Origin of the sequence: Pseudomonas oryzihabitans (assembly GCF_007665395.1) — a bacterium.
GTDB lineage: Bacteria > Pseudomonadota > Gammaproteobacteria > Pseudomonadales > Pseudomonadaceae > Chryseomonas > Chryseomonas psychrotolerans_C.
In genome coordinates this window covers 214,653-234,824 of the sequence record NZ_VDND01000008.1, presented here as the reverse complement: position 1 = coordinate 234,824, position 20,172 = coordinate 214,653, and the positions used below count along the sequence as shown (strand labels likewise).

General features: G+C 67.3%; 20 protein-coding genes. 15 read left to right on the top strand and 5 right to left on the bottom strand.

Annotation, left to right across the window (positions count from 1 at the left end):
- Nucleotides 1-106: 106 nt before the first annotated feature.
- Nucleotides 107-1,336, top strand: coding sequence for an enterobactin transporter EntS (gene entS, locus FSV73_RS17620; protein WP_145009131.1), 1,230 nt, complete (start codon nt 107-109; stop codon nt 1,334-1,336).
- A gap of 219 nt (nt 1,337-1,555) precedes the next feature.
- Here the strand turns inward: entS and fepB are convergent, their stop codons facing one another.
- The gene (gene fepB / locus FSV73_RS17615; protein WP_145009130.1) at nt 1,556-2,524 is read right to left on the bottom strand and encodes a Fe2+-enterobactin ABC transporter substrate-binding protein; all 969 of its coding nucleotides are present in this window, start codon (nt 2,522-2,524) and stop codon (nt 1,556-1,558) included.
- 284 nt (nt 2,525-2,808) lie between these two features.
- Here fepB and FSV73_RS17610 point away from each other — a divergent pair, with 284 nt between their 5' ends.
- The 4 genes from FSV73_RS17610 to dhbA are packed head-to-tail and all read left to right on the top strand — an operon-like array spanning nt 2,809 to nt 7,253.
- A complete protein-coding gene (locus FSV73_RS17610; protein WP_145009129.1) occupies nt 2,809-3,996 on the top strand; it encodes an isochorismate synthase in 1,188 nt (395 codons plus the stop codon).
- Nucleotides 3,993-5,618 carry a (2,3-dihydroxybenzoyl)adenylate synthase gene (locus FSV73_RS17605; RefSeq protein ID WP_145009128.1) on the top strand — a complete coding sequence of 542 codons (1,626 nt, stop codon included), beginning with the start codon at nt 3,993-3,995 and terminating at the stop codon, nt 5,616-5,618. Before FSV73_RS17610 ends, FSV73_RS17605 begins: the two co-directional genes overlap by 4 nt.
- 8 nt (nt 5,619-5,626) lie before the next feature.
- Entirely contained in the window at nt 5,627-6,487 is an 861-nt protein-coding gene (locus FSV73_RS17600; RefSeq protein ID WP_145009127.1) for an isochorismatase family protein, read from the top strand.
- A gap of 10 nt (nt 6,488-6,497) precedes the next feature.
- Nucleotides 6,498-7,253: a 2,3-dihydro-2,3-dihydroxybenzoate dehydrogenase gene (gene dhbA / locus FSV73_RS17595; RefSeq protein WP_145009126.1), complete on the top strand. Its 756-nt coding sequence runs from the start codon at nt 6,498-6,500 to the stop codon at nt 7,251-7,253.
- 1,134 nt (nt 7,254-8,387) lie between these two features.
- Here the strand turns inward: dhbA and rapA are convergent.
- Nucleotides 8,388-11,222, bottom strand: coding sequence for an RNA polymerase-associated protein RapA (rapA, locus tag FSV73_RS17590; RefSeq protein ID WP_145009125.1), 2,835 nt, complete (start codon nt 11,220-11,222; stop codon nt 8,388-8,390).
- A 249-nt stretch (nt 11,223-11,471) separates the two neighbouring features.
- Between rapA and FSV73_RS17585 the strand changes: the two genes are divergently transcribed.
- The 4 genes from FSV73_RS17585 (at nt 11,472) to FSV73_RS17575 (ending at nt 13,056) form a co-directional block, all read left to right on the top strand.
- Complete coding sequence (locus FSV73_RS17585; RefSeq protein WP_145009124.1) at nt 11,472-11,738, top strand: hypothetical protein; 267 nt, start codon at nt 11,472-11,474, stop codon at nt 11,736-11,738.
- 2 nt (nt 11,739-11,740) lie between these two features.
- Nucleotides 11,741-12,325, top strand: a complete 585-nt coding sequence (locus FSV73_RS17580; RefSeq protein ID WP_145009123.1) for an alpha-ketoglutarate-dependent dioxygenase AlkB family protein — start codon at nt 11,741-11,743, stop codon at nt 12,323-12,325.
- Nucleotides 12,322-12,480 carry a hypothetical protein gene (locus FSV73_RS25595; RefSeq protein ID WP_186309265.1) on the top strand — a complete coding sequence of 53 codons (159 nt, stop codon included), beginning with the start codon at nt 12,322-12,324 and terminating at the stop codon, nt 12,478-12,480. Before FSV73_RS17580 ends, FSV73_RS25595 begins: the two co-directional genes overlap by 4 nt.
- A gap of 129 nt (nt 12,481-12,609) precedes the next feature.
- Nucleotides 12,610-13,056 (top strand): Hsp20 family protein, encoded by a 447-nt coding sequence (locus FSV73_RS17575; protein WP_007160292.1) that lies wholly within the window; start codon nt 12,610-12,612, stop codon nt 13,054-13,056.
- A gap of 73 nt (nt 13,057-13,129) precedes the next feature.
- On the opposite strand, the gene FSV73_RS17570 is transcribed toward FSV73_RS17575, so the two are convergent.
- Complete coding sequence (locus FSV73_RS17570; protein WP_145009122.1) at nt 13,130-14,038, bottom strand: LysR family transcriptional regulator; 909 nt, start codon at nt 14,036-14,038, stop codon at nt 13,130-13,132.
- A gap of 93 nt (nt 14,039-14,131) precedes the next feature.
- On the opposite strand from FSV73_RS17570, the gene FSV73_RS17565 reads away from it, so the two are divergent.
- Genes FSV73_RS17565 through aroQ form a run of 6 tightly spaced genes read left to right on the top strand, consistent with a single transcriptional unit; the run spans nt 14,132 to nt 18,437 of the window.
- Nucleotides 14,132-15,082, top strand: coding sequence for a ketopantoate reductase family protein (locus tag FSV73_RS17565; RefSeq protein ID WP_145009121.1), 951 nt, complete (start codon nt 14,132-14,134; stop codon nt 15,080-15,082).
- Nucleotides 15,079-15,474, top strand: a complete 396-nt coding sequence (locus FSV73_RS17560; protein ID WP_145009120.1) for a VOC family protein — start codon at nt 15,079-15,081, stop codon at nt 15,472-15,474. The genes FSV73_RS17565 and FSV73_RS17560 overlap by 4 nt, the downstream gene beginning before the upstream one ends.
- An 8-nt stretch (nt 15,475-15,482) precedes the next feature.
- Complete coding sequence (locus tag FSV73_RS17555) at nt 15,483-15,941, top strand: MaoC family dehydratase (RefSeq protein ID WP_145009119.1); 459 nt, start codon at nt 15,483-15,485, stop codon at nt 15,939-15,941.
- Entirely contained in the window at nt 15,938-17,170 is a 1,233-nt protein-coding gene (locus FSV73_RS17550; protein WP_145009118.1) for a CaiB/BaiF CoA transferase family protein, read from the top strand. The genes FSV73_RS17555 and FSV73_RS17550 overlap by 4 nt, the downstream gene beginning before the upstream one ends.
- Complete coding sequence (gene aroE, locus FSV73_RS17545) at nt 17,167-17,985, top strand: shikimate dehydrogenase (RefSeq protein ID WP_145009117.1); 819 nt, start codon at nt 17,167-17,169, stop codon at nt 17,983-17,985. The genes FSV73_RS17550 and aroE overlap by 4 nt, the downstream gene beginning before the upstream one ends.
- An 8-nt stretch (nt 17,986-17,993) precedes the next feature.
- On the top strand, nt 17,994-18,437 hold the full coding sequence (aroQ, locus tag FSV73_RS17540; RefSeq protein WP_145009116.1) for a type II 3-dehydroquinate dehydratase: 444 nt from the start codon (nt 17,994-17,996) through the stop codon (nt 18,435-18,437).
- Between the two features lie 357 nt (nt 18,438-18,794).
- On the opposite strand, the gene FSV73_RS17535 is transcribed toward aroQ, so the two are convergent.
- A complete protein-coding gene (locus tag FSV73_RS17535) occupies nt 18,795-19,613 on the bottom strand; it encodes a GNAT family N-acetyltransferase (RefSeq protein ID WP_145009115.1) in 819 nt (272 codons plus the stop codon).
- Nucleotides 19,610-20,131 (bottom strand): cupin domain-containing protein, encoded by a 522-nt coding sequence (locus FSV73_RS17530; protein ID WP_145009114.1) that lies wholly within the window; start codon nt 20,129-20,131, stop codon nt 19,610-19,612. The genes FSV73_RS17535 and FSV73_RS17530 overlap by 4 nt, the downstream gene beginning before the upstream one ends.
- Between the last annotated feature and the right edge of the window lie 41 nt (nt 20,132-20,172).

Genomic DNA, 20,172 nt, shown 5'->3' with positions numbered 1-20,172 from the left:
GGGAGTAGATGAGAACAAGGCGTATTAACACATGCTAGTCTGTATTACATGCTAACAGCCTTGCCTCGGCGGCTCGATAGCGTCTCCTGTGTTTTTCCGGTGATTCATGTCCAAGACGTCCTTCCTGCTCGACTTCGGCCTGCTCAGGTCCCACGCCGCCTTCCGCACCCTGTTCATCGCCCGCCTGGTCTCCGTGCTGTCCCTCGGCCTGCTGGCCGTGGCGGTGCCCATCCAGGTCCAGGCACTGACCGACTCGCCGCTCAAGGTAGGGCTGGCCCTCACCATGGCGGGCGTCGGCATGTTCGTCGGGCTGCTCACCGGTGGGGTGCTGGCCGACCGCCTGGAACGCCGGCGGCTGATCCTGGCGGCGCGCTCCATCTGCGGCCTGGGCTTCATCGGCCTGGCCATCAACGCCAGCCTGCCCGAACCCTCGCTGCTGGCGATCTACCTGCTGGCGCTGTGGGACGGCTTCTTCGGCGCCCTGGGCGTCACCGCGCTGCTGGCGGTGACCCCCATCCTGGTCGGGCGGGAATCCATGGTGCAGGCCGGCGCCCTGAACATGCTCAGTGTCCGGCTGGCGGCTATCGTCGCGCCACCGCTGGGGACCCTGCTGATCGCTCAGGGCAGTGTGGTCTGGAACTACGGCCTGACCGCCTTCGGCACCCTCATCACCCTGCTGGTGCTGCTGCGGCTGCCGCCCTTGCCGCCGCCGGAGCAGCCACGCGAATCGCCCTGGCAGGCCCTGGGTGGCGGTTTCGCCTTTCTGTTCGAGAACCGGCTGCTCGGCGCGGTGGCCCTGGTCGGCGCCCTGGTGACCATGGCCAATGCCGTGCGGGTGCTCTATCCGGCGCTGGGGGAGGGCTGGGGCCTGGATACCGGCCACCTGGGCTGGCTCTATGCCGCCGCGCCCCTGGGCGCCGCCCTGGGGGCCCTGACCAGCGGCCGACTGAATCAGGCGGCCCGACCGGGGCGGACCCTGCTGATGACCGCGGTGGCTACCTTCCTCGCCGTGGCGGTCTTCGCCCTGTTGCCGAGCTTCTGGCTGGCAGCAGCCTGCCTGGTCCTGTTCGGCTACCTGGGCGCGCTCAATTCCCTGGTGCAGTACGCCCTGATCCAGCGCCTGACGCCCGATCGCCTGCTGGGACGCATCAATGCGCTGTGGACCGCGCAGAACATCGGTGGCGAGGCCATAGGTGCGGCGCTGTTCGGTGGCCTGGCCAGCCTGCTGCTACCGGCCCAGGCGGCGCTGGTCTTCGGCCTGGTCGCCATGCTGGTAGCCGCGCTGTGCTGGGCCCTGGCCAGCGGTCTGCGCCGGGCGGAACGCCTCGGCGCCTGATGCACTCTGGCTTCCCCTAGGTAGCGTGGAAACCGCGCAGCATTTTCCACTGGGGCCACGGTGATGAGGACTGGACAAGGCTGCGCCGTTGTCCAGGCTACGGGCTGTGCGAGGCCTGGCGTAGCGTGGAAAACCGCGCAGCGTTTTCCACTGGGCCATGGGGGTGAGTAGTGGACAAGACTACGGGCGGCGCGAGGTCTGGCGTAGTGTCCGCTCTGCTCAGGGCTTGGCGTACGACTTCTCCAGGCGATCCAGCAGCAGGTTGGCGCTGTAGGGATCGAGGCGGAAGGTCTCGGCGCCCAGGGCTTCCACCCGGTTGTCCTTGACCGCCGGCAGGTGCGCCAGCAGCGGATTGCTGCGTACCGCCTCGGCTTCCTTGGCGTCCGCGGCGAACAGCAGGAAGGTCTGGCCCGTGAGACCGGTGGCGACGTTCTCGCCAGCCAGTTGCAGGATGTCGTGGCGCTGGCCCTGGCTGTGGCTGGTGTTCAGCCCGGCCGGCAGTTCCGCCAACTGGAAGCCCAGGCTTTCCAGCAGTTGGCCCTGGGAAGAGGCGGCGGTCCAGAGATTGGCCTGGCGCGTCGCCGGGTTGTAGACGAAGGCGGAAACCGGTTGCGGCGGCAGCTGCAGCCGCCCCTTGAGGTCGCTCACGCGCTGGGCGAAGTCGTCGACCACCTTCTTCGCGGCGGCCTCGCGCCCGGTGGCCTGGCCGAGAAGCTCCACCACCTGCTGCCAGCTGCGATTGTCGTACCCCACCACCAGCACCGGGGCTATGGCCTTGAGCTGGTCGACCAGCCGCAGCGCCGAGTCGTTGCCGGCCGCGCTGACCAGGATCAGGTCCGGGGCTTCCGCGGCCACCGCCTCGGCATTAGCCTCGCCGATGTACAGCCGCTTCACGCCCTGCTGCCTGGCTCGTTCGCCCCATTGGCGCAGGAAACCCTGGTCGTCGGCGAATCTGTTGTTGGGCGAGGTGGCGCCACTGGCCACGACGGGCGCGCCGATGGCGAGCAGGGAGCCGGTGAGGGTGACGCTGGTGGAGACGATGCGTTGCGGCTGGGCGGGGAGGGTCACCTGATTACCGTCGACGGTGAGTTCGCGGGGCCAATCCGCGGCCCGGGCGGTGCCCAGCAGGGTCAGGAAGGAGAGAGCCAGCACGATGAGAATGCGAAAGGATGACAACAAGCTGAACATGGACGCCTTCCAGTTGTAAGATAATCACTCTCATTTTCAAAGATGCCTGCGCCGAGGGCAAGGCTGCCAGCTGCGGTCCTCGCCGGCTCGCCCTGGTCGATGGCCGGCCGAGCGCCAAGCCAGCGCTGCCCGGTGCTCTGCTCGACGGTAATAAGTCAGGTATTTCAGTGAGTTATACGAGGCAGGGGAAATCCGTTCGTTAGCTATCGAATTGACTTTGCAGCAGGCAGGCGTTAGTTTCTCATCATTGATAAGCATTATCATTTGCGTAGAGGTCCGTAGCAATGACGAGCAAGAGGGCAGACGCGATCGGGCAGGTGGCCACCGATCGTCGGGAGCAGGCGACTTTCCTGTTCCAGTCGGGTGATCGCGTCCTCCAGGGGCGTGGCATCTGTGCCCGGGTCGAGACCCCCGCGAGCGGTGGGGCCCACCGGGACAGCCTGTTCCTGCATGCCGTGGAGGACGCCTTCGCCCGCGCCCGCCAGGCGGGTATCGCCGAGCCGGTAATCATGGGCGCCATACCCTTCGACACCAGCCGGCCCTCCTGTCTGTACGTGCCCCAGGAACATGCCTGGACCGCGCGTCCGGCACCGGTCAGCGCCGCGACGACGGTGCCGCCCCAGGTGCGCGAGGTACGCAACCTGCCCAGCGCGGAGGGCTTCTGCCTGGCGGTCGAGGAAGCCATCGACGCCTTCCGCCGCGGTGAGTTGAGCAAGGCGGTGCTGTCGCGCATCCAGGAGATTCGCCTGGCCGAGCCGGCCGACGTGGAGGCCATCCTCGCCAACCTGGCGCGGCAGAACCCCACCGGCTACCAGTTCCGCATCCCCACCGCCGCAGGCGGTGAACTGGTCGGCGTCAGCCCCGAGTTGCTGGTGCGCAAGCAGGGCGTCCGGGTGCATACCAATCCGCTGGCCGGGTCGGCCAAACGGCGCGCCGATCCCCAGGAAGACGAAAGGGTGGCCCGCGCGCTGCTGGATTCCAGCAAGGATCACTACGAGCATCGCCTAGTGATCGAGGACATCCGCCAGCAGCTGGCGCCGCTGTGCAGCCGCCTGGACGTGCCCGAAGGCCCCTCGCTGCTCAGCACCAACGCCATGTGGCACCTGTCCACCGCCATCGAGGGTGAGCTCGCCGATCACCAGACCTCGGCATTGCAGCTCGCCTGTCGCCTGCATCCCACGCCGGCCGTCTGCGGCTATCCCACCGCCGCGGCGCGTCAGCTGATCCAGCGCATCGAGCCCTTCGACCGAGGCTTGTTCACCGGCATGGTCGGCTGGTGCGATGCCCAGGGCAACGGCGAGTGGGTGGTCACCATCCGCTGCGGCACGGTGCAGGGCGAGCTGCTGCGGTTGTTCGCCGGCGCCGGCATCGTCGAAGCCTCCGATCCGGCGGCGGAGTGGGCCGAGGTCACCGCCAAACTGGGCACCATGCGTGCCGCCTGTGGTTTGCTCGACGAGGAGAACCCCACGTGAGTCTGGAATTCACCCCCTGGCCGGAGGATCTGGCGGCCCGCTATCGCGCCCTCGGCTACTGGCTCGACCTGCCGATGACCGAGATCCTGGCGCGCAGTCGCGCGGCCCTGCCCGAGGCGCCGGCGATCCTCTGCGGCGAACGGCAACTGAGCTACGCCGAGCTGGACGAGCGCTCCAGCCGCCTGGCCGCCCACCTGCAGGCCGCCGGCCTGCGCCGCCACGATACGGCGCTGGTGCAACTGCCCAACGTCGCCGAGTTCTATGTGGTGTTCTTCGCCCTGCTCAAGGCCGGGATCGCCCCGGTCAATGCCCTCTTCAGCCATCAGAAGCTGGAATTGCTGGCCTATGCGCAGCAGATCCAGCCCAAATTGCTGATCGCTTCCAGCGAACACAACCTGTTCCGCGACGATAGCTTCCTCAGCGAATTGCGGGACGTATCGCCCGGGTTGAGCGAGGTGCTGCTGGATGGCAGTGCCGACGCGCGCAGCCTGCAACGGCGCCTGGATACCCCGCTCGAAGGCTACCAACTGACGCCCACCGCGGGTGGCGAGGTCGCCTTCTTCCAGCTCTCCGGCGGCAGTACCGGTACGCCCAAGCTGATCCCGCGCACCCACAACGACTACTACTACAGTCTCCGGCGGAGCGTGGAAATCTGCCAGCTGAGCCCGGCCACGCGCTTTCTCTGCGCGCTGCCGGCCGGGCACAACTACACCCTCAGCTCGCCCGGCGCGCTGGGCGTCTTCATCGCCGGCGGCTGCGTGGTGATGGCGCGGGATCCCGAGCCGCTGCGCTGCTTCGAGCTGATCGAGCGCCATCAGGTGGACTGGGTAGCCCTGGTGCCGCCGGCGGTGGCGCTCTGGCTGCAGGCCGCCGCCGCGCCCGCCCAGCGCGCCCGTCTCGCCAGCCTGCGGATGGTGCAGGTGGGCGGCGCCAGCTTCGCCGAGGCCCAGGCCCGCCGCGTGCCCGGCGAGCTGGGTTGCCAGCTGCAGCAGGTGTTCGGCATGGCCGAGGGCCTGGTCAACTACACCCGGCTGAACGACGACCCCGAGCGACTCTTCACCACCCAGGGCTGCCCCATGAGCCCGGATGACGAGGTGCGCATCACCGACGAAGACGGCAACCCGGTGCCCGATGGCGAGCCCGGCCTGCTGTCCACCCGCGGCCCCTACACCTTCCGCGGCTACTACCGCAGCCCCGAGCACAACGCCCAGGTGTTCGATGCCGAGGGCTTCTATTTCTCCGGCGACGTGGTCCAGCGCGACGCCGCCGGCTACCTCAAGGTGGTCGGCCGGGTGAAGGACCAGATCAATCGCGGTGGCGAGAAGATCGCCGCCGCCGAGATCGAAGGCCTGCTGCTGCGCCATCCCGGCATCACCCACGCCGCCCTGGTGGCCATCGCCGATGAGCTGATGGGCGAGAAGAGCTGCGCCTGCCTGGTGGTCAGCGATCCGGCGCTCAAGCCGGTGGCCCTGCGCCGCTATCTGCGCGAACAGGGCGTGGCCGACTACAAGTTGCCCGACCGCTTCCAGTTCCTCGACCAGCTGCCGCTCACCGCTGTCGGCAAGATCGACAAGCGTCGCCTGCGCGAACAGTTGCAGACCCCCTCAACCGAGCGTTCCTAAGGTTCCCCATGGCTATCCCCCGTCTCGCCTCCTATCCCTTGCCCCAGCCCGAGGGCTTTCCCGCCAACAAGGTCGACTGGAAACCTGCGGCCGACCGCGCCGTGCTGCTGATCCACGACATGCAGCGCTACTTCGTCGAGTTCTATGGCGACGACAGTCCGCTGATCGCCCAGGTGGTAGCCAACATCGCCGCCCTGCGTGCCTGGGCCGATGCCCAGGGGGTACCGGTGGTCTACACCGCCCAGCCCACCGACCAGCCGCCGGCCGACCGGGCGCTGCTCAACGACATGTGGGGCCCGGGCCTGACCCAGGCCGATCCCGCCCTGCAACAGGTGGTGGACGAGCTGGCGCCCAAGGACGGCGACGTGGTGCTGACCAAGTGGCGCTACAGCGCCTTCCACCGTTCCAACCTGCAGGACCTGATGACCGAGTGGCGCCGCGACCAGCTGATCGTCTGTGGCGTCTACGCCCACATCGGTTGCCTGACCACCTGCACCGACGCCTTCATGAGGGACATCCAGGCCTTCCTGATCGGCGACGCCGTGGCCGACTTCAGCGAAGAAGAGCACCGCATGGCGCTGCGCTACGTGGCGACGCGCTGCGGCAGCACCCTGAGCACCGCCCAGGTCACCGGCGGCGCGGTAACCCTGGACGAAGCCTGGCTGCGCGCCCAGGTCCAGCCGCTGCTGGACGCCGACGACGAAGAGCCGGCGCTGGACGACAACCTCACCGATTTCGGCCTGGATTCGGTGCAGGTCATGACCCTGGTGGGCGACTGGCAGAAACGTGGCCTGCCGGTGACCTTCGCCGATCTCGCCGCCCAGCCGACCCTGCAGGGCTGGCTGGATCTGCTGCGCGCTCGCGCCTAGGGAGAACCTGATGACGCAACTGGATTTTACCGGCAAGCGGGTCTGGGTGACCGGCGCGGGGCAGGGCATCGGCCTACAGGTGGCGCGCCGCTTCCAGGAAGCGGGCGCCGAGGTGATCGGCCTCGACCGGCACTTCGCCGAGAGCAGCTATCCGTTCCGCACCCAGCTGCTGGACGTCGCCGACGCGGCCCAGGTGGAGAGGGTCTGCCAGGCCCTGCTGGCCGAGGAGCGCCGCCTGGACGTGCTGGTCAATGGCGCGGGCGTCCTGCGCCTGGGCACCAGCGACAGCCTGAGCCTGGACGACTGGCAGGCGCTGCTGGACGTCAACGTCTCCGGGCCCTTCTATCTGTTCCGCCAGTTGGTGCCGCTGTTCAAGGCCCAGGGCCGCGGCGCAATCGTCAACATCGCCTCCAACGCCGCCCATGTACCGCGCCTGCAGATGGCCGGCTACTGCACCTCCAAGGCGGCGCTGGTCTCCCTCAGCCACTGCGTGGCGCTGGAACTGGCGGGGTCGGGGGTGCGTTGCAACGTGGTCTCGCCAGGCTCCACGGCGACACCCATGCTGGCCGGGATGCTCGGCTCGCCCGAGGGTTACCAGAGGCTGGTGGACGGGCTGCCGGACGACTTCAAGCTGGGCATCCCGCTGCGCAAGATCGCCCAGCCCGACGAGATCGCCAACACCGTGCTGTTCCTCGCCTCGGACCTGGCCAGCCATATCACCATGCAGGACATCGTGGTGGACGGCGGCGCGACCCTGGCGGCGTGAGCGGCTTTGGTAGGTTGGGTTGAGCGCCAGCGAAGAGCCCAACCCGGCAGCTTCGACTCCGCCTGTTGGGCTTCGACGATGGAGCTGTCTCAACCCAACCTACGACTGGGCTCGGTGCCTGATCCCGAGTTTGCCGGGGCTGATGGCTGAGCCCCTACTCGAATAGCCCCCTCTCCCTGTGGGAGAGGGTTGGGGTGAGGGTGCCTCCGCGCCTCAACGCCCCCGTGGAAAAGGCTGCGCCGTTTTCCACGCTACAAGGCGGGCGACGTGAGGGCTTTCGTAGGTTGGGTTGAGCGCCAGCGAAGCCCAACACGGCGGGTTCGGCCCCGCCTTTTGGGCTTCGCCGATGGGGCTGTCTCAACCCAACCTACGGCTTGCCTCGCGACCAATCCCGAGCTTGCCGGAGCTGATGCGGCTGATCCCCTGCTCAAACAGCTCCCTCTCCCCTCGGGAGAGGGTTGGGGTGAGGGCGCCCCTCGCCGCCAAGCCCCCGGTGGAAAAGGCTGCGCCGTTTTCCACGCTACGGTTCCGGCCAGTGCCACCCTGAAGCAGGACATCGTGGTGGACAGCGGTGCGTCCCTGACGACGTGAGGGTTTTCGTAGGTTGGGTTGAGCGTCAGCGAAGCCCAACACGGCGGGTTCGGCCCCGCCTGTTGGGCTTCGACGATGGAGCTGTCTCAACCCAACCTACGGCTTGCCTCGCGACCAATCCCGAGCTTGCTGGGGCTGATGCGGCTGAGCCCCTGCTCGAATAGCCCCCTCTCCCTTTGGGAGAGGGTTGGGGTGAGGGTGCCCCCGCGCCGCCAAACCTCCGTGGAAAAGGTTGCGCGGGTTTCCACGCTACGGTTTCGGCTAGCCCCAGGCCGCAGGAGAGCGTGGTGGATGGCGGCGCAACCCTGACGACGTGAGGGTTTTCGTAGGTTGGGTTGAGCGTCAGCGAAGCCCAACACGGCGGGTTCGACTCCGCCTGTTGGGCTTCGACGGTGGAGCTGTCTCAACCCAACCTACGAGACTAAACAATCGCGGCCATGGGCCGCTCCTACAGAACCGTAGGAGCGGGCGCATCGGCGGACCGCCATGGCCGCGGTTGAAGCCGCCGGGAGCCTGTCAACCAAGCCCCAGCATCAATGCCCTTTAGCCCGCCACCAACACCCGAATGGCTTCCAGCCGCAGCGAGGCCTTGTCCAGGTAGGTGAGGCCTTCTTCGCGCTGTTGGCGCAGGCGGTCGATCTCGTCCTGGCGGACGCTGGAGTTGACCGCGCGCAGGGCTTCCAGGCGGGCGATTTCCTCGTCCATGCCGGCCAGGTAGGCCTGGCGTGCCTTGGCCACGCGTTCCTCGTGGCGCGGTAGGGCCTTGCCTTCGCCGCCGCCGATCAGCTTGGCCAGGGAGTCGCGCTGGGCCTGGACGAACTTGTTGGCGCTGGTGCGCGGCACGCTTTCCAGCTGATCGTTCAAGGTCTCGAAGGCCACCCGGGCGGCCAGGTCGTTGCCATTGGCATCCAGCAGGCAGCGGATCGCCAGCGGCGGCAGGTAGCGCCCCAGCTGCAGGGCGCGCGGCGCCACCGCCTCGCTGATATAGATCAGCTCCAAGAGCACGGTGCCCGGCTTGAGCGCCTTGTTCTTGATCAGCGCCACGGCGGTGTTGCCCATGGAGCCCGACACCACCAGGTCCATGCCTCCCTGGGCCATGGGGTGTTCCCAGGTGAGGAATTGCATGTCCTCGCGGACCAGCGCCACGTTACGGTCGTAGGTGATGGTCACGCCTTCGTCGTCGCCGAGAGGGAAGCCGGCGTCGAGCATCTTCTCGCTGGGCTTGAGGATCAGGGCGTTGTCCGAGTGGTCTTCGCTGTCGATGCCGAAGGCGTTGAACAGCTCCTCCATGTACATCGGCAAGGCGAACTGGTCGTCCTGCTCGAGGATGTCCTCGACCAGTTGCTCACCCGCGCCAGCCCCGGAGGAGTTGAGCTCCAGCAGCCGGTCACGGCCGTTGTGCAGTTCGGTCTCCAGCGCGGCACGTGCCTGGGCGCCCTGTTCCAGCAGGGCCTGCCAGGCGGCCTCGTCGCCACCGGTCAGTTGCTCGTCCAGTTCGCCGGCAAAACGCGCCTGCAGGGCGCTGCCGGTCGGCGAGGTGGCCAGGAAGGCGTTCAGCGCCTGGTGGTACCACTGGAACTGGCGCTCCTGGCGGCTGCCTTCGAGGTAGGGCACGTGCAGCTGGATGGTGTGGCGCTGGCCGATCCGGTCGAGACGACCGATGCGCTGTTCCAGCAGGTCCGGGTGGGCCGGCAGGTCGAACAGCACCAGGTGGTGGGCGAACTGGAAGTTGCGGCCTTCACTGCCGATCTCGGAGCAGATCAGCACCTGGGCGCCGAATTCCTCGTCGGCGAAGTAGGCGGCGGCGCGGTCGCGTTCGAGGATGCTCATGCCTTCGTGGAACACCGTGGCCGGGATGCCGGATTTCAGCCGCAGAGCGTCTTCCAGGTCCAGGGCGGTTTCCATGCGCGCGCAGATGACCAGTACCTTGTGCGGCTTGAGCGCCTTGAGGGTGTCGATCAGCCACTCGACGCGGCCGTCGTGGCGCCACCAGCGGTCGTTGTCGTCTTCCGGGGCGAATTCGGTTTCCGGCTGCAGCGACTGGCCGGGCATGACGCCCTCGTCCAGGTAGGCATCCGGGAAGGGCAGGGCATGGGCGTGCAGTTCACGCTCGGGGAAGCCCTTGACCGCGGCGCGGGTATTACGGAACAGCACCCGGCCGGTGCCGTGGCGATCCAGCAGCTCGCGCACCAGGCGTGCGCGGGCGTCGGCATCGCCGGCGGCGGCAGCGCTCAGCAGGGTTTCGCCTTCCTGGCCGAGGAAGCCGCCGATGGCGTCCTGGGCGGCCGGGCTCAGGGCGCCGGCGTCGAGCAGTTCCTGCACGGCTTCGGCTACCGGGCGGTAGTGCTGGGCCTCCTGCTGGAAGGCGGCGAAGTCATGGAAGCGGCTGGGGTCGAGCAGGCGCAGGCGGGCGAAGTGGCTGTCCTGGCCCAGTTGCTCGGGGGTCGCGGTCAGCAGCAGCACGCCGGGGATGACCTCGCCCAGTTGCTCGACCAGGCTGTATTCGCGGCTGGCGCCCTCGGGGTGCCAGACCAGGTGGTGGGCTTCGTCGACCACCAGCAGGTCCCAGCCGGCGGCGAAGGCGGCATCCTGGGCCTTCTCGTCACGCACCAGCCAGTCCAGGGAGACCAGCGCCAGCTGGGCGTCCTCGAAGGGATTGCCCTCTTCGCTGGCCATGAAGCGCTCGGCGTCGAACAGCGCCACTTCCAGGTTGAAGCGGCGGCGCATCTCCACCAGCCATTGGTGCTGGAGGTTTTCTGGGACCAGGATCAGCACGCGGCTGGCGCGACCGCTGAGCAGCTGGCGATGGATCACCAGGCCGGCTTCGATGGTCTTGCCCAGGCCCACTTCGTCGGCCAGCAGCACGCGCGGCGCGACCCGGTCGGCCACGCTGCGGGCGATGTGCAGCTGGTGCGGGATCGGCTGGGCGCGGGTGCCGCCGAGGCCCCAGAGGTTGGACTGCAGCAGGCGGTTGCGGTGCTCGTGGGTGTGGTAGCGCAGGCCGAACCAGGGCAGGGGATCGATCTGCCCGGCGAACAGACGGTCGCTGGCCAGGCGGAACTGGATGAAGTTAGACAGCTGCGCCTCGGGCACGCTGCGTGCCTCGCGCTCGGCGGTGAAGCCGTGGTAGGTCAGCAGGCCGTCCTCTTCGGAGACCTCGCGCACGGTCAGCTTCCAACCCTCGAAATGGGTCACCTCGTCGCCCGGTGCGAAGCGCACCCGGGTCAGGGGCGCGTTGCGCTGGGCATACTGGCGCGTCTCACCGGTGGCTGGATAGAGCACCGTGAGCAGGCGGCCGTCCAGGGCCAGGATGGTTCCCAGGCCCAGTTCGGCCTCGCTGTCACTGATCCAGCGTTGTCCCGGTTGATGTGACGCCATGTAGTAGCTTCTCCCCAGCTATCAAAAAGCCGGCTATTTTAGCCAAAGCGGAGTCATAAGCCCAACCTGCTATTTGCCGCAGAGCCTGTTCAAAATCTCGCGAGCTAGAGCCAAACAAGGCGAAAAGACCTGAGGAAGCGGAGTTTACGAGTGGTAAATGAGCATTCCGAAGGCCTTTTCAACGAGGTTTGGCCGACGCGCAGCAGATTTTGAACAGGCTCTCAGTTCGCTAAATTCGAGGTGCCCGTCATGATCCCTGCCATTCCACCCCCTGGCGTGACCCCGCCGAACCAGCTGGACCCGGCGCCGGTACGTCCTTCCGTCGCCCCGATCGCGCCGGTGGAGCCCATGGCCGAGACGGCCCATGCCCCCCTGGAAGATGAAGCCACCCTGGACCGCGAGGCCCGCCGACGGCGCCGGCAGCGCGAGGCCCTGCGCCAGGGGTTCGGCGCCGAGCGCGCCCAGGTGCTGGAGGAGCCCGAGCAGGTGGGCGCCCAAGTGGATCTGCGCGTCTAGCCATGGTCGAGGAACTGACGCTGGCCGACGCCGAGCTGGCCTTCTACCCGCAGTGGCGGTCGCCCGACCAGGCCGACGCCTGGCTGCGTGAGCTCGATGCCGAGACGCCCTGGAGCCAGCCGCAGGTCCGGGTGTTCAACCGCTGGCACCCGGTGCCGCGGCAGGTGGCCTGGTATGCCGATCCGGGGGTGGTCTACGGCTACGCCGGTCTGGATCATGCCGCTTTGCCCTGGACGCCGCTGCTGCAGCTCATCCGGGAGGAGGTCGAGGCCGCCTGTGGCCAGGCCTTCAATGGCGTCCTGCTCAATCGCTACCGCGACGGCCAGGATTCCATGGGCTGGCACAGCGACGACGAGACCAGTCTCGGCCGCAATCCGCTGATCGCCTCGCTCAACCTGGGCGCCACGCGGCGCTTCGATTTCCGCCGCAAGGGCACCAGCCGCATCGGCCATTCCCTGCCGCTCGGTCACGGCAGCCTGCTGGTCATGGCTGGCGCAACCCAGCATCATTGGCAGCATCAGATCGCCAAGACCCGCAAAGCCAGTGGGGTGCGGCTGAATCTCACCTTTCGTTGGATAGCCCCATGAGCGACGACAGCAACAACCTCATCGACTTCACCACCGAGCGCGGCAAGCGCATCCACGACCTCAAGGAGCGCCGCCTGCAGGAGGTACGCTCCGCCTTCGAGCAGGCGCTGCCGCTGGCCAAGGCCAAGAAAAAGCGCAAGCCGAAGAAGAAATAGGGCATCTACCGTTCGTCGGGATTCGCCCTTGAAATTTTACTGGGGGTTCCTATCTAGGTTCGTGCGGGATGCCGAAGTCGGGTCCCGCAGGCAACACCGAAACTTGCTGAACCTATCAGGAGATTCACCATGAGCAACGTACTGTCCCTGGCCCCGCTGTTCCGTCATTCCGTCGGCTTCGACCGGTTCAACGACCTGTTCGAATCCGCTCTGCGCAACGACGCTGGCAGCTCCTATCCGCCCTACAACGTCGAGAAGCACGGTGACGACCAGTATCGCATCGTGATCGCCGCCGCCGGTCTCCAGGAAGATGACCTGGAAATCGAAGTCGAGCGTGGCGTCCTCACCGTCAAGGGTGGCCGGCGCGAAAACAGCGCCGAGAGCGTGACCTTCCTGCACCAGGGCATCGCCCAACGTGCCTTCAAGCTGTCCTTCCGCCTCGCCGACCATATCGAGGTGAAAGGCGCCGATCTCAAGCATGGCCTGCTGAGCATCGAGCTGGTACGGGTGATCCCGGAAGAAGCCAAGCCCAAGCGCATCGCCATTGCCGGCCAGCGCCCGGCCCTGGACAACTGATCGTCCAGGCGTCCTGCCCAAAAAAGCCCCAGCCCATGCTGGGGCTTTTTCGTTCCAGGCGGAAAGGCCTATTTCAGCGGCTACGCCCGAACAGCTCGACGAAGACGCCGCGCAGCCAGCGGTTGCCGGCGTCCTGGTGGTAGCGGGCATGCCAGTGCTGCTTGACCGCGAAGGCCTCGATGGGCACCGGGCACTCGTGGAGCTTCAGGCCGTAGGTGGCGGCCAGGGTGGTGCCGATGTGGCGCGGCAGGGTGACGATGAGGTCGGAGTCGCCGACCACCGCGCCGACGCCGAGGAAGCCGGGCAGCTCCAGCACGATCCGGCGCTGCACCCCGGCGCGGACCAGTCCCGCTTCCAGCAACTTCTGGCCGGTGCCCGCGCTGACCAGCACATGGCCTTCCTCGGCGTAGGCCGCCGCGGTGAGGCGGTCGCCCAGGCGGGGATGCGTGGCGCTGACCAGGCAGACCCAGTCCTGGGGAAACAGCACCTGCTGATAGATGCCGCCGCCCAGCCAGGGGATGAAGCCGATCGCCAGGTCCGCTTCGCCGATCTCCAGCGCCTGTTCGGTGTTGCCGTCGATCCGGGCGATTTCCAGCCGTACGCCGGGCGCGCGCTCGCGCAGCTGCGCCAGCAGGCGTGGCAGCAGGGTGATATGGCTGGCATCGCTCAGGCACAGGCGAAACAGCCGCTGCGCGGTGGCCGGATCGAAGGCGACCTCCCAGGCGACCAGGCGGCGCAGGGATTCCAGCACCTCGCGGCAGGGTGTGATCAGGGCCTCGGCCTGGGGCGTGGGCTTCATGCCGCCAGGGGTGCGCACGAATAGCGGATCGCGCAGTTGCTGGCGCAGCTTGCCGAGCCAGAGGCTGATGGTGGGCTGGCTCTGGCCGAGTTGCTCGGCCGCGCGGGTGACACTGCCGGTGCTGTAGAGCACCTCGAACAGCATCAGCAGCTTGGGCTCGGGAAGGCCTTCGGTCGCGAGCATTATTAGTATTCCTGATGGTCGGATTGAAGTCTTTGTATAGCTCAATAGGGCGGGTAGGCCTAGGGTAAGGCGATAACAAGGGCCCTAGCCCTCATGAAAATCTGCGTCCTGGGTGCCGGCGCACTCGGCAGTACCTTTGGTGCCTGGCTGAGCGAAGCCGGACACGACACCTGGCTGCTCAATCGGCCCAACGCCCATATCCAGGCGATCCGGCACGCGGGCCTGGCCATCGAGACCGCCGAGGCTAGCCGCACGGTCAAGGTGCCGGCGGCGGTCGCGGCCCAAGAGGTCGGAGTGGTCGATCTGGTGGTGGTGCTGGTCAAGTCCTTCGCCACCGTCGAGGCCATGACCCAGGCGCTGGCGCTGGTCGGCCCCGAGACCCTGGTGTTGTCGTTGCAGAACGGCCTCGGCCACGAAGAGCTGCTGGCCGAGATCGTCGGCCGCGAGCGGGTAATCGCCGGCAAGACCTACGTCGGCGGGGTGCTGCTCGGACCGGGACGGATCCGTAGCGGGGTGGCGGGCAAGCAGACCATCATCGGCGAACTCGACGGCCAGCTCACGCCGCGCGTCCAGGCGGTCGCCGAGGCCTTCGCTGGCGCGGGCCTCGCCACCACGGTCAGCGGCAACATCCTCGGCACCCTGTGGGACAAGCTGCAGGTGAATGTCGCCACCGGGGCGCTCACCGGCATCACCCAGCTCACCTACGGCCAACTCTACAGCGAGCCGCTGCTGCGCGACACCGCCCTGCAGGCGGTCGCCGAGGCCATCGCGGTGGCCCGCGCCGCCGGCGTCGAGCTGGGGCTCAAGGAACCTGAAGCCGCCTGGCAACTGGCCCGCGAAGGGCTGGCGCCGTCGTTCAAGACGTCCATGCTGCAGAGCCTGCAAAGGGGCTCGATCACCGAAATCGACTTCATCAATGGCGCGGTGGTGCGGCTCGGCCAGCAGTACCGCGTACCGACCCCGGTCAATGCCACGCTGGTCGCCTGCATCAAGGGCATCGAGCGCGCCCTGGCCGATAGACAACAAGAGGACGCCACACCATGAGCATTCCCAAGGCCTATCTGGAACACGTGGCCATCTGGGTGAAGGACATCCACTGGCACATCCGCTTCTTCCACGAGGTGTTCGGCATGACCCTGCGCGAGGTGCACGGCACGCTGGAGGAGCCCACCCAGTACTGGACGCTGGGCGGCATGCAGTTCATGAGCAAGCCGGACTTCGCCGGCCCCGAAGGGCGCCTGGGTCACCTGGGGCTGATGTGCGAGGACGTCGAGGCCGCCCTGGCCGCCGCGCGCCGCTTCGCCGGCGTGGAGGAAATGCCCCAGGGCCATAACTGGTTGCGCCTGCCCGATGGGCTGGCGCTGGAATTCATCCAGGCCGTGCCGGCCAGCGCCGTGCACGACGCCCTGGCCGTCAATGCCCGTCAAACCGAGTGACAGCGACCATGACCCTACAAGAAAAATACTTCGAGGACGCCCGCGAAGGCGACGAGGCGATCACGCCGACGTACCAGGTCACCAAGGAACGCATCCTGGCCTATGCCGACCTCACCGGCGACCACACCCCGGTCCACGTCGACGAGGCCTATGCCAACGCCAGTCACTTCGGCGGCCTGGTCGCCCATGGGCTGATGGGGCTGTCCATCGCCGACGGGCTCAAGACCCAGTGCGACTATCGCTTCCTGCCGGGGATGTCGCTGGGCTGGACCTGGGATTTCCTCCTGCCGATCCGCGTCGGCGACGAGTTGCACGTGAAGCTGCGCGTTGGCGCCATGCGTCCGAGCAAGAGCAAGCCGGGCTGGGGCATCGTGGTGCTGCCGTCCGAGCTGATCAACCAGAAGGGCGAGGTCGTCCAGCGCGGCGAGCACCGGCTGATGGTGCCGCGGCGGGAGGGCACCGTATGAGCCAGCCACTCCCCCTGCAAGGCCTGAGAGTCATCGACTACAGCCACTTTCTCGCCGGCCCCTACGTCGGGCGCTGCCTGGCGGCCCTGGGCGCCGAGGTGATCAAGGTGGAGCGCCCCGGCAGCGGTGATGCCGGTCGCCAGCACGCCTTCGTCCTCGACGACCAGCAGAGCGGCTACTTCCTGCAACTCAACATGGGCAAGCAGGGCGTCAGCGTCAACATGAAGGACCCGCGCGGCAAGGCCTTCATGCAGCAGCTGTGCGACAGCGCCGACGTCTTCATCGAGAACTACCGTCCCGGCGCCCTGGACAAGCTCGGCCTGGGCTACCAGGAGTTGTCGGCGCGCAATCCACGGCTGGTGTACTGCTCGATTTCCGCCTATGGCCATACCGGCCCCGATGCCCACCGTGCCGGCTTCGGCCTGATCGCCGAGGCCAAGAGCGGCATCATGCAGATGGTCGGCACGCCCGGCGAGGCACCGCCGCTGCTGCGCATCTCCCTGGGCGACATGTACACCGGCGCCCATGCGGTGGCCGCCATCAACGCGGCACTGCTGGGGCGGGTCACCAGCGGGCGCGGCCAGCACATCGACATGGCGCTGTACGACACCCTGGTCTCCATGCACGAATACGCCGTGCAGTGCTACACCCTGTCCGGCGGCGAGATCCTGCCGCAGCAGACCGGCCACGACATGCCGACCTCGACCCTCTATGGCGTGTTCCGCGCCCAGGACGGCGACCTGGTCATCGCCGCCCAGGTGGACGAGTCCTGGAAGCGCTTCGCCGCGCTGGTGGAACAGGATGCCGGCCAGCCGGGCTTCGGCAGCGACGTTCGTTTCCACAGTTCCACCGGCCGCAACGCCCATCGCGAAGCCATCCTGCCCATCGTCAAGGCCTGGGTGGCGGCCAATCCGGTCGCGCGGCTACTGGCGCTGCTCGACGAGATCGACGTGCCCTGCGCCAAGGTGCAGCGCATCGACGAGGTGATCGAGGATCCGCAGATCAAGGCCCGCGGCATGATCCAGGAACAGCAACACCCGCGCTTCGGTACCTTGCGCATGCCCAATCTGCCGTTCCGCTTTTCCGACTGCGACACCACCATCCAGCAGGTGGCGCCGGACCTTGGTGAACACAACGTCGCCGTGGCCGAGAGCCTCGGCTATAGCGAGGAAGAGATCGCCCGGCTGCAGGCCGACGGCGTGCTCTTCACCCAGGAGCTGCCGGCATGACCGACCAATACGCGGTGATCGGCCGTCCGATCAACCACACCAAGTCGCCCCTCATCCATGGGCTGTTCGCCAGTACCACCGGGCAGGACCTGGAATACGGCGCCATCGAGGGCTCGCTGGAGGATTTCGCCGGCGACGTGCAGCGCTTTCGCGCCCAGGGCGGGCGGGGCCTGAACATCACGGCGCCCTTCAAGCTGCAGGCTTTCCAGCTGGCCACCGAGCCCAGCGAGCGGGCGCGCCTGGCGAAGGCGGCCAATGCGCTGAAGTTCGAGGGTGAGCGCATTTTGGCGGAGAACTTCGATGGTATCGGTCTGCTGCGCGACATCGAGGTCAACCTCGGCCAGCCGCTGGCCGGGAAGCGGGTGCTCTTGCTGGGCGCCGGTGGTGCGGTACGGGGTGCCCTGTTGCCCTTCCTCGCGGCTGGACCAGCGCAGTTGGTGATGGTCAATCGCGATGGGCAGAAGGCCGCTGGGCTCGCCCAGGAGATCGGGCATCCGTTGCTGAGTGTGCACAGCTACGAGGCCCTGGAGGGGGAGAGATTCGACCTGGTGATCAACGCCACCTCGGCCAGTCTGGTCGGCGAGTTGCCGCCGGTGCCGGCAGGCGTCTTCGCCGAGGCGGCGTTGGCCTACGAACTGGCCTATGGCAAGGGGTTGACGCCCTTCCTGCGGCTGGCGCAGGAGCAGGGCGTGGCGCAACTGGCCGACGGGGTGGGTATGCTGGTGGAACAGGCGGCCGAAGCCTTCGCCTGGTGGCGCGGTGTGCGCCCCGAGACGCGGCCGGTCATCGACCAGCTGACCATTCCTCTGCAGTGAGCGGACCCATGAAGATCCTGATGTTGCACGGTATCAACCACAACATGTTCGGCAAGCGCGACCCCATCCAGTACGGCACCGTGACCCTTGCCGAGATCGACGCCAGGCTGGCCACCCTAGGCGCGGAACTGGGCGTCGAGGTGGAAAGCTTCCAGAGCAACCACGAGGGCGCGATGGTCGAGCGTATCCACCAGGGCTACGAGGAGGGCGTCGATGCCGTGCTCATCAATGCCGGTGCCTGGACCCACTACAGCTACGGCATCCGCGACGCCCTGGCGATCCTCACCGTGCCGGTGGTGGAACTACACATGTCCAACATCCATGCGCGAGAGAGCTTCCGCCATCACTCGGTCTTCGCCGAGATCGTCCTGGGCCAGATCGCCGGCTTCGGCGTGGACAGCTACCTGCTGGCACTGCGCGCGGCGGTAAGTGCGGCCCAGGCTCGGCGGTAGCGAGGACTCGGTGTTCTGCTCCCAGCAAGCCCTTGCCATGCCGGGGCTTTTTCGTGGGGCGACCCTCACCCCGGCCCTCTCCCAGAGGGAGAGGGGGAAGTAGCGGGAAGCCCCATGTAGGGTGGAAAACCGCGCAGCGTTTTCCACGCGAAGTCTCTGTTCGTTGCTCAGTGTGGTCCTCCGACGCGGCCGCTCCTACGGGCCGTCGTAGGTTGGGTTGAGCGCAGCGAAGCCCAACATCGCCTCGGGGGCCGACAATGTTGGGCTTCGACGATGGAGCCGTCTCAACCCAACCTACGCTCTATCGCCGCCATGGCAGCGATTCCCGCTGTCATCTGGAGCGAAAGAGCTACCTGCCTAACCGCCCGCACCCGTCCGCAGCAAGGTACCTATCCCGCCCTCCATGACGAAACCCGCCTTGGCATAGAGCCGCTGAGCCTGATGCCCATCCTCGGCGACGATCACGAAGGCTTCCACCCTCTGGCGTTGCTGCCAGAGCACCGTGCCGAGCAGAGCCTGGCAGAGGCCGCGGCGGCGCCAGTCCGGGCGGGTGGTGACGGCCTGGAAGCGACCCAGTGGACCGAGGCGATAGAGGCCGAGATAGGCCAGCAACTCCTCGCCAGCGAAGACACCCCACCAGTCGCCCAGACCGCTGTCACACAGCGAGCGGTAGCGCCGGGCCTGGTAGTCCAGATAGCGCCGTTGGGCCTCGGAGTGTTCGGCGCCTGGGGTGACGTCGGCTTGCAGCTCCTGCCACTGCTGCCAATCGAAGGCGCGCTCGAAGCGGTGGATGTGCAGACCTTCAGGGAGCGCCGGAGCTAGGGGTACGGCGTCGGCTGCCAGGCGCATCGAGACCAGGCGCAGATAATCGTAGCCGCCGGGCAGGTTCGCCGGGGGTAATTCCACCTGCGGCTCTGGCCAGACGAACGCACGATGAGCCAAGGATCCCGGACTACCCAACAGGCCTTCGAAACCGGCTGACCAATCGGCTAGCTGCTCGGTGGTGGGGCACTGGTCCAGCAGCAGGTAGTTGCCGAAGTAGTAATCCGGACAGTCCGGTGTGCGGATGGCTACCCAGCGCTTGCCATAGGTAAGGCAAGTATCGGGCGCCAGCTGCAGTTGGGTGAGCAGGCCCGCATTGGCACGAATGGAGGCGGGGAGTCTTAGTGGATTCACGGACAGCCCTCATCCTCGGCAGGTAACGTTGCCTCACCCGGATGCGGCCCCAGCTCCCGCTCTGGGTAATCGAACCACTGCTTGTCGCCCAGGCTGGCCGTGAAGTCCGGATGCAGCGGATAGTGTAGCCGATTGTCCGCGCGGTGCGTATCGCCCACCACCAGCAATTCCACCGGCTCCGTGCTCTCGTTGAGGAAGGTATGGGTAACGCCGTCGCCGGCCTTGAAGCCGACGCCGTCACCGGGTTTCAGCCGATGGGCGTGGCCGTCGATCCAGGCGGTGGGGTGGCCCGCGATCACATAGATGAATTCGTCCTCGGTGGCCTCGGCATGGGGCCGCGAGGTGCGCCGGCCGGGTGGCAGCAGCTCATGGTGGATACCCAGGCGGGCGAAGCCGAAGTGGCGGCCGAAGGCGGCGCCCAGGGAGAAGCGCTCGTCACTGTCCGGATAGCCGGGCTCGTCGGGGGCCTGCAGGCTGGACCAGTGGATGATCTTGTCGAAATCTTTCCGGGATTGCATGGTGTGCTGCGCCTCGCGGGAAAATAGCTCAAGCTTAGCCG

What these genes read in the sequence shown, in the direction of transcription:
- rapA (WP_145009125.1), bottom strand. Translation starts at nt 11,222, where the DNA reads ATGGCGTCACATCAACCGGGACAACGCTGGATCAGTGACAGCGAGGCC.
- entS (WP_145009131.1), top strand. Translation starts at nt 107, where the DNA reads ATGTCCAAGACGTCCTTCCTGCTCGACTTCGGCCTGCTCAGGTCCCAC.
- FSV73_RS17580 (WP_145009123.1), top strand. Translation starts at nt 11,741, where the DNA reads ATGGTCGAGGAACTGACGCTGGCCGACGCCGAGCTGGCCTTCTACCCG.
- FSV73_RS17550 (WP_145009118.1), top strand. Translation starts at nt 15,938, where the DNA reads ATGAGCCAGCCACTCCCCCTGCAAGGCCTGAGAGTCATCGACTACAGC.
- dhbA (WP_145009126.1), top strand. Translation starts at nt 6,498, where the DNA reads ATGACGCAACTGGATTTTACCGGCAAGCGGGTCTGGGTGACCGGCGCG.
- fepB (WP_145009130.1), bottom strand. Translation starts at nt 2,524, where the DNA reads ATGTTCAGCTTGTTGTCATCCTTTCGCATTCTCATCGTGCTGGCTCTC.
- FSV73_RS17600 (WP_145009127.1), top strand. Translation starts at nt 5,627, where the DNA reads ATGGCTATCCCCCGTCTCGCCTCCTATCCCTTGCCCCAGCCCGAGGGC.
- FSV73_RS17575 (WP_007160292.1), top strand. Translation starts at nt 12,610, where the DNA reads ATGAGCAACGTACTGTCCCTGGCCCCGCTGTTCCGTCATTCCGTCGGC.
- FSV73_RS17530 (WP_145009114.1), bottom strand. Translation starts at nt 20,131, where the DNA reads ATGCAATCCCGGAAAGATTTCGACAAGATCATCCACTGGTCCAGCCTG.
- aroQ (WP_145009116.1), top strand. Translation starts at nt 17,994, where the DNA reads ATGAAGATCCTGATGTTGCACGGTATCAACCACAACATGTTCGGCAAG.
- FSV73_RS17560 (WP_145009120.1), top strand. Translation starts at nt 15,079, where the DNA reads ATGAGCATTCCCAAGGCCTATCTGGAACACGTGGCCATCTGGGTGAAG.
- FSV73_RS17585 (WP_145009124.1), top strand. Translation starts at nt 11,472, where the DNA reads ATGATCCCTGCCATTCCACCCCCTGGCGTGACCCCGCCGAACCAGCTG.
- FSV73_RS17555 (WP_145009119.1), top strand. Translation starts at nt 15,483, where the DNA reads ATGACCCTACAAGAAAAATACTTCGAGGACGCCCGCGAAGGCGACGAG.
- FSV73_RS17570 (WP_145009122.1), bottom strand. Translation starts at nt 14,038, where the DNA reads ATGCTCGCGACCGAAGGCCTTCCCGAGCCCAAGCTGCTGATGCTGTTC.
- FSV73_RS17610 (WP_145009129.1), top strand. Translation starts at nt 2,809, where the DNA reads ATGACGAGCAAGAGGGCAGACGCGATCGGGCAGGTGGCCACCGATCGT.
- aroE (WP_145009117.1), top strand. Translation starts at nt 17,167, where the DNA reads ATGACCGACCAATACGCGGTGATCGGCCGTCCGATCAACCACACCAAG.
- FSV73_RS25595 (WP_186309265.1), top strand. Translation starts at nt 12,322, where the DNA reads ATGAGCGACGACAGCAACAACCTCATCGACTTCACCACCGAGCGCGGC.
- FSV73_RS17565 (WP_145009121.1), top strand. Translation starts at nt 14,132, where the DNA reads ATGAAAATCTGCGTCCTGGGTGCCGGCGCACTCGGCAGTACCTTTGGT.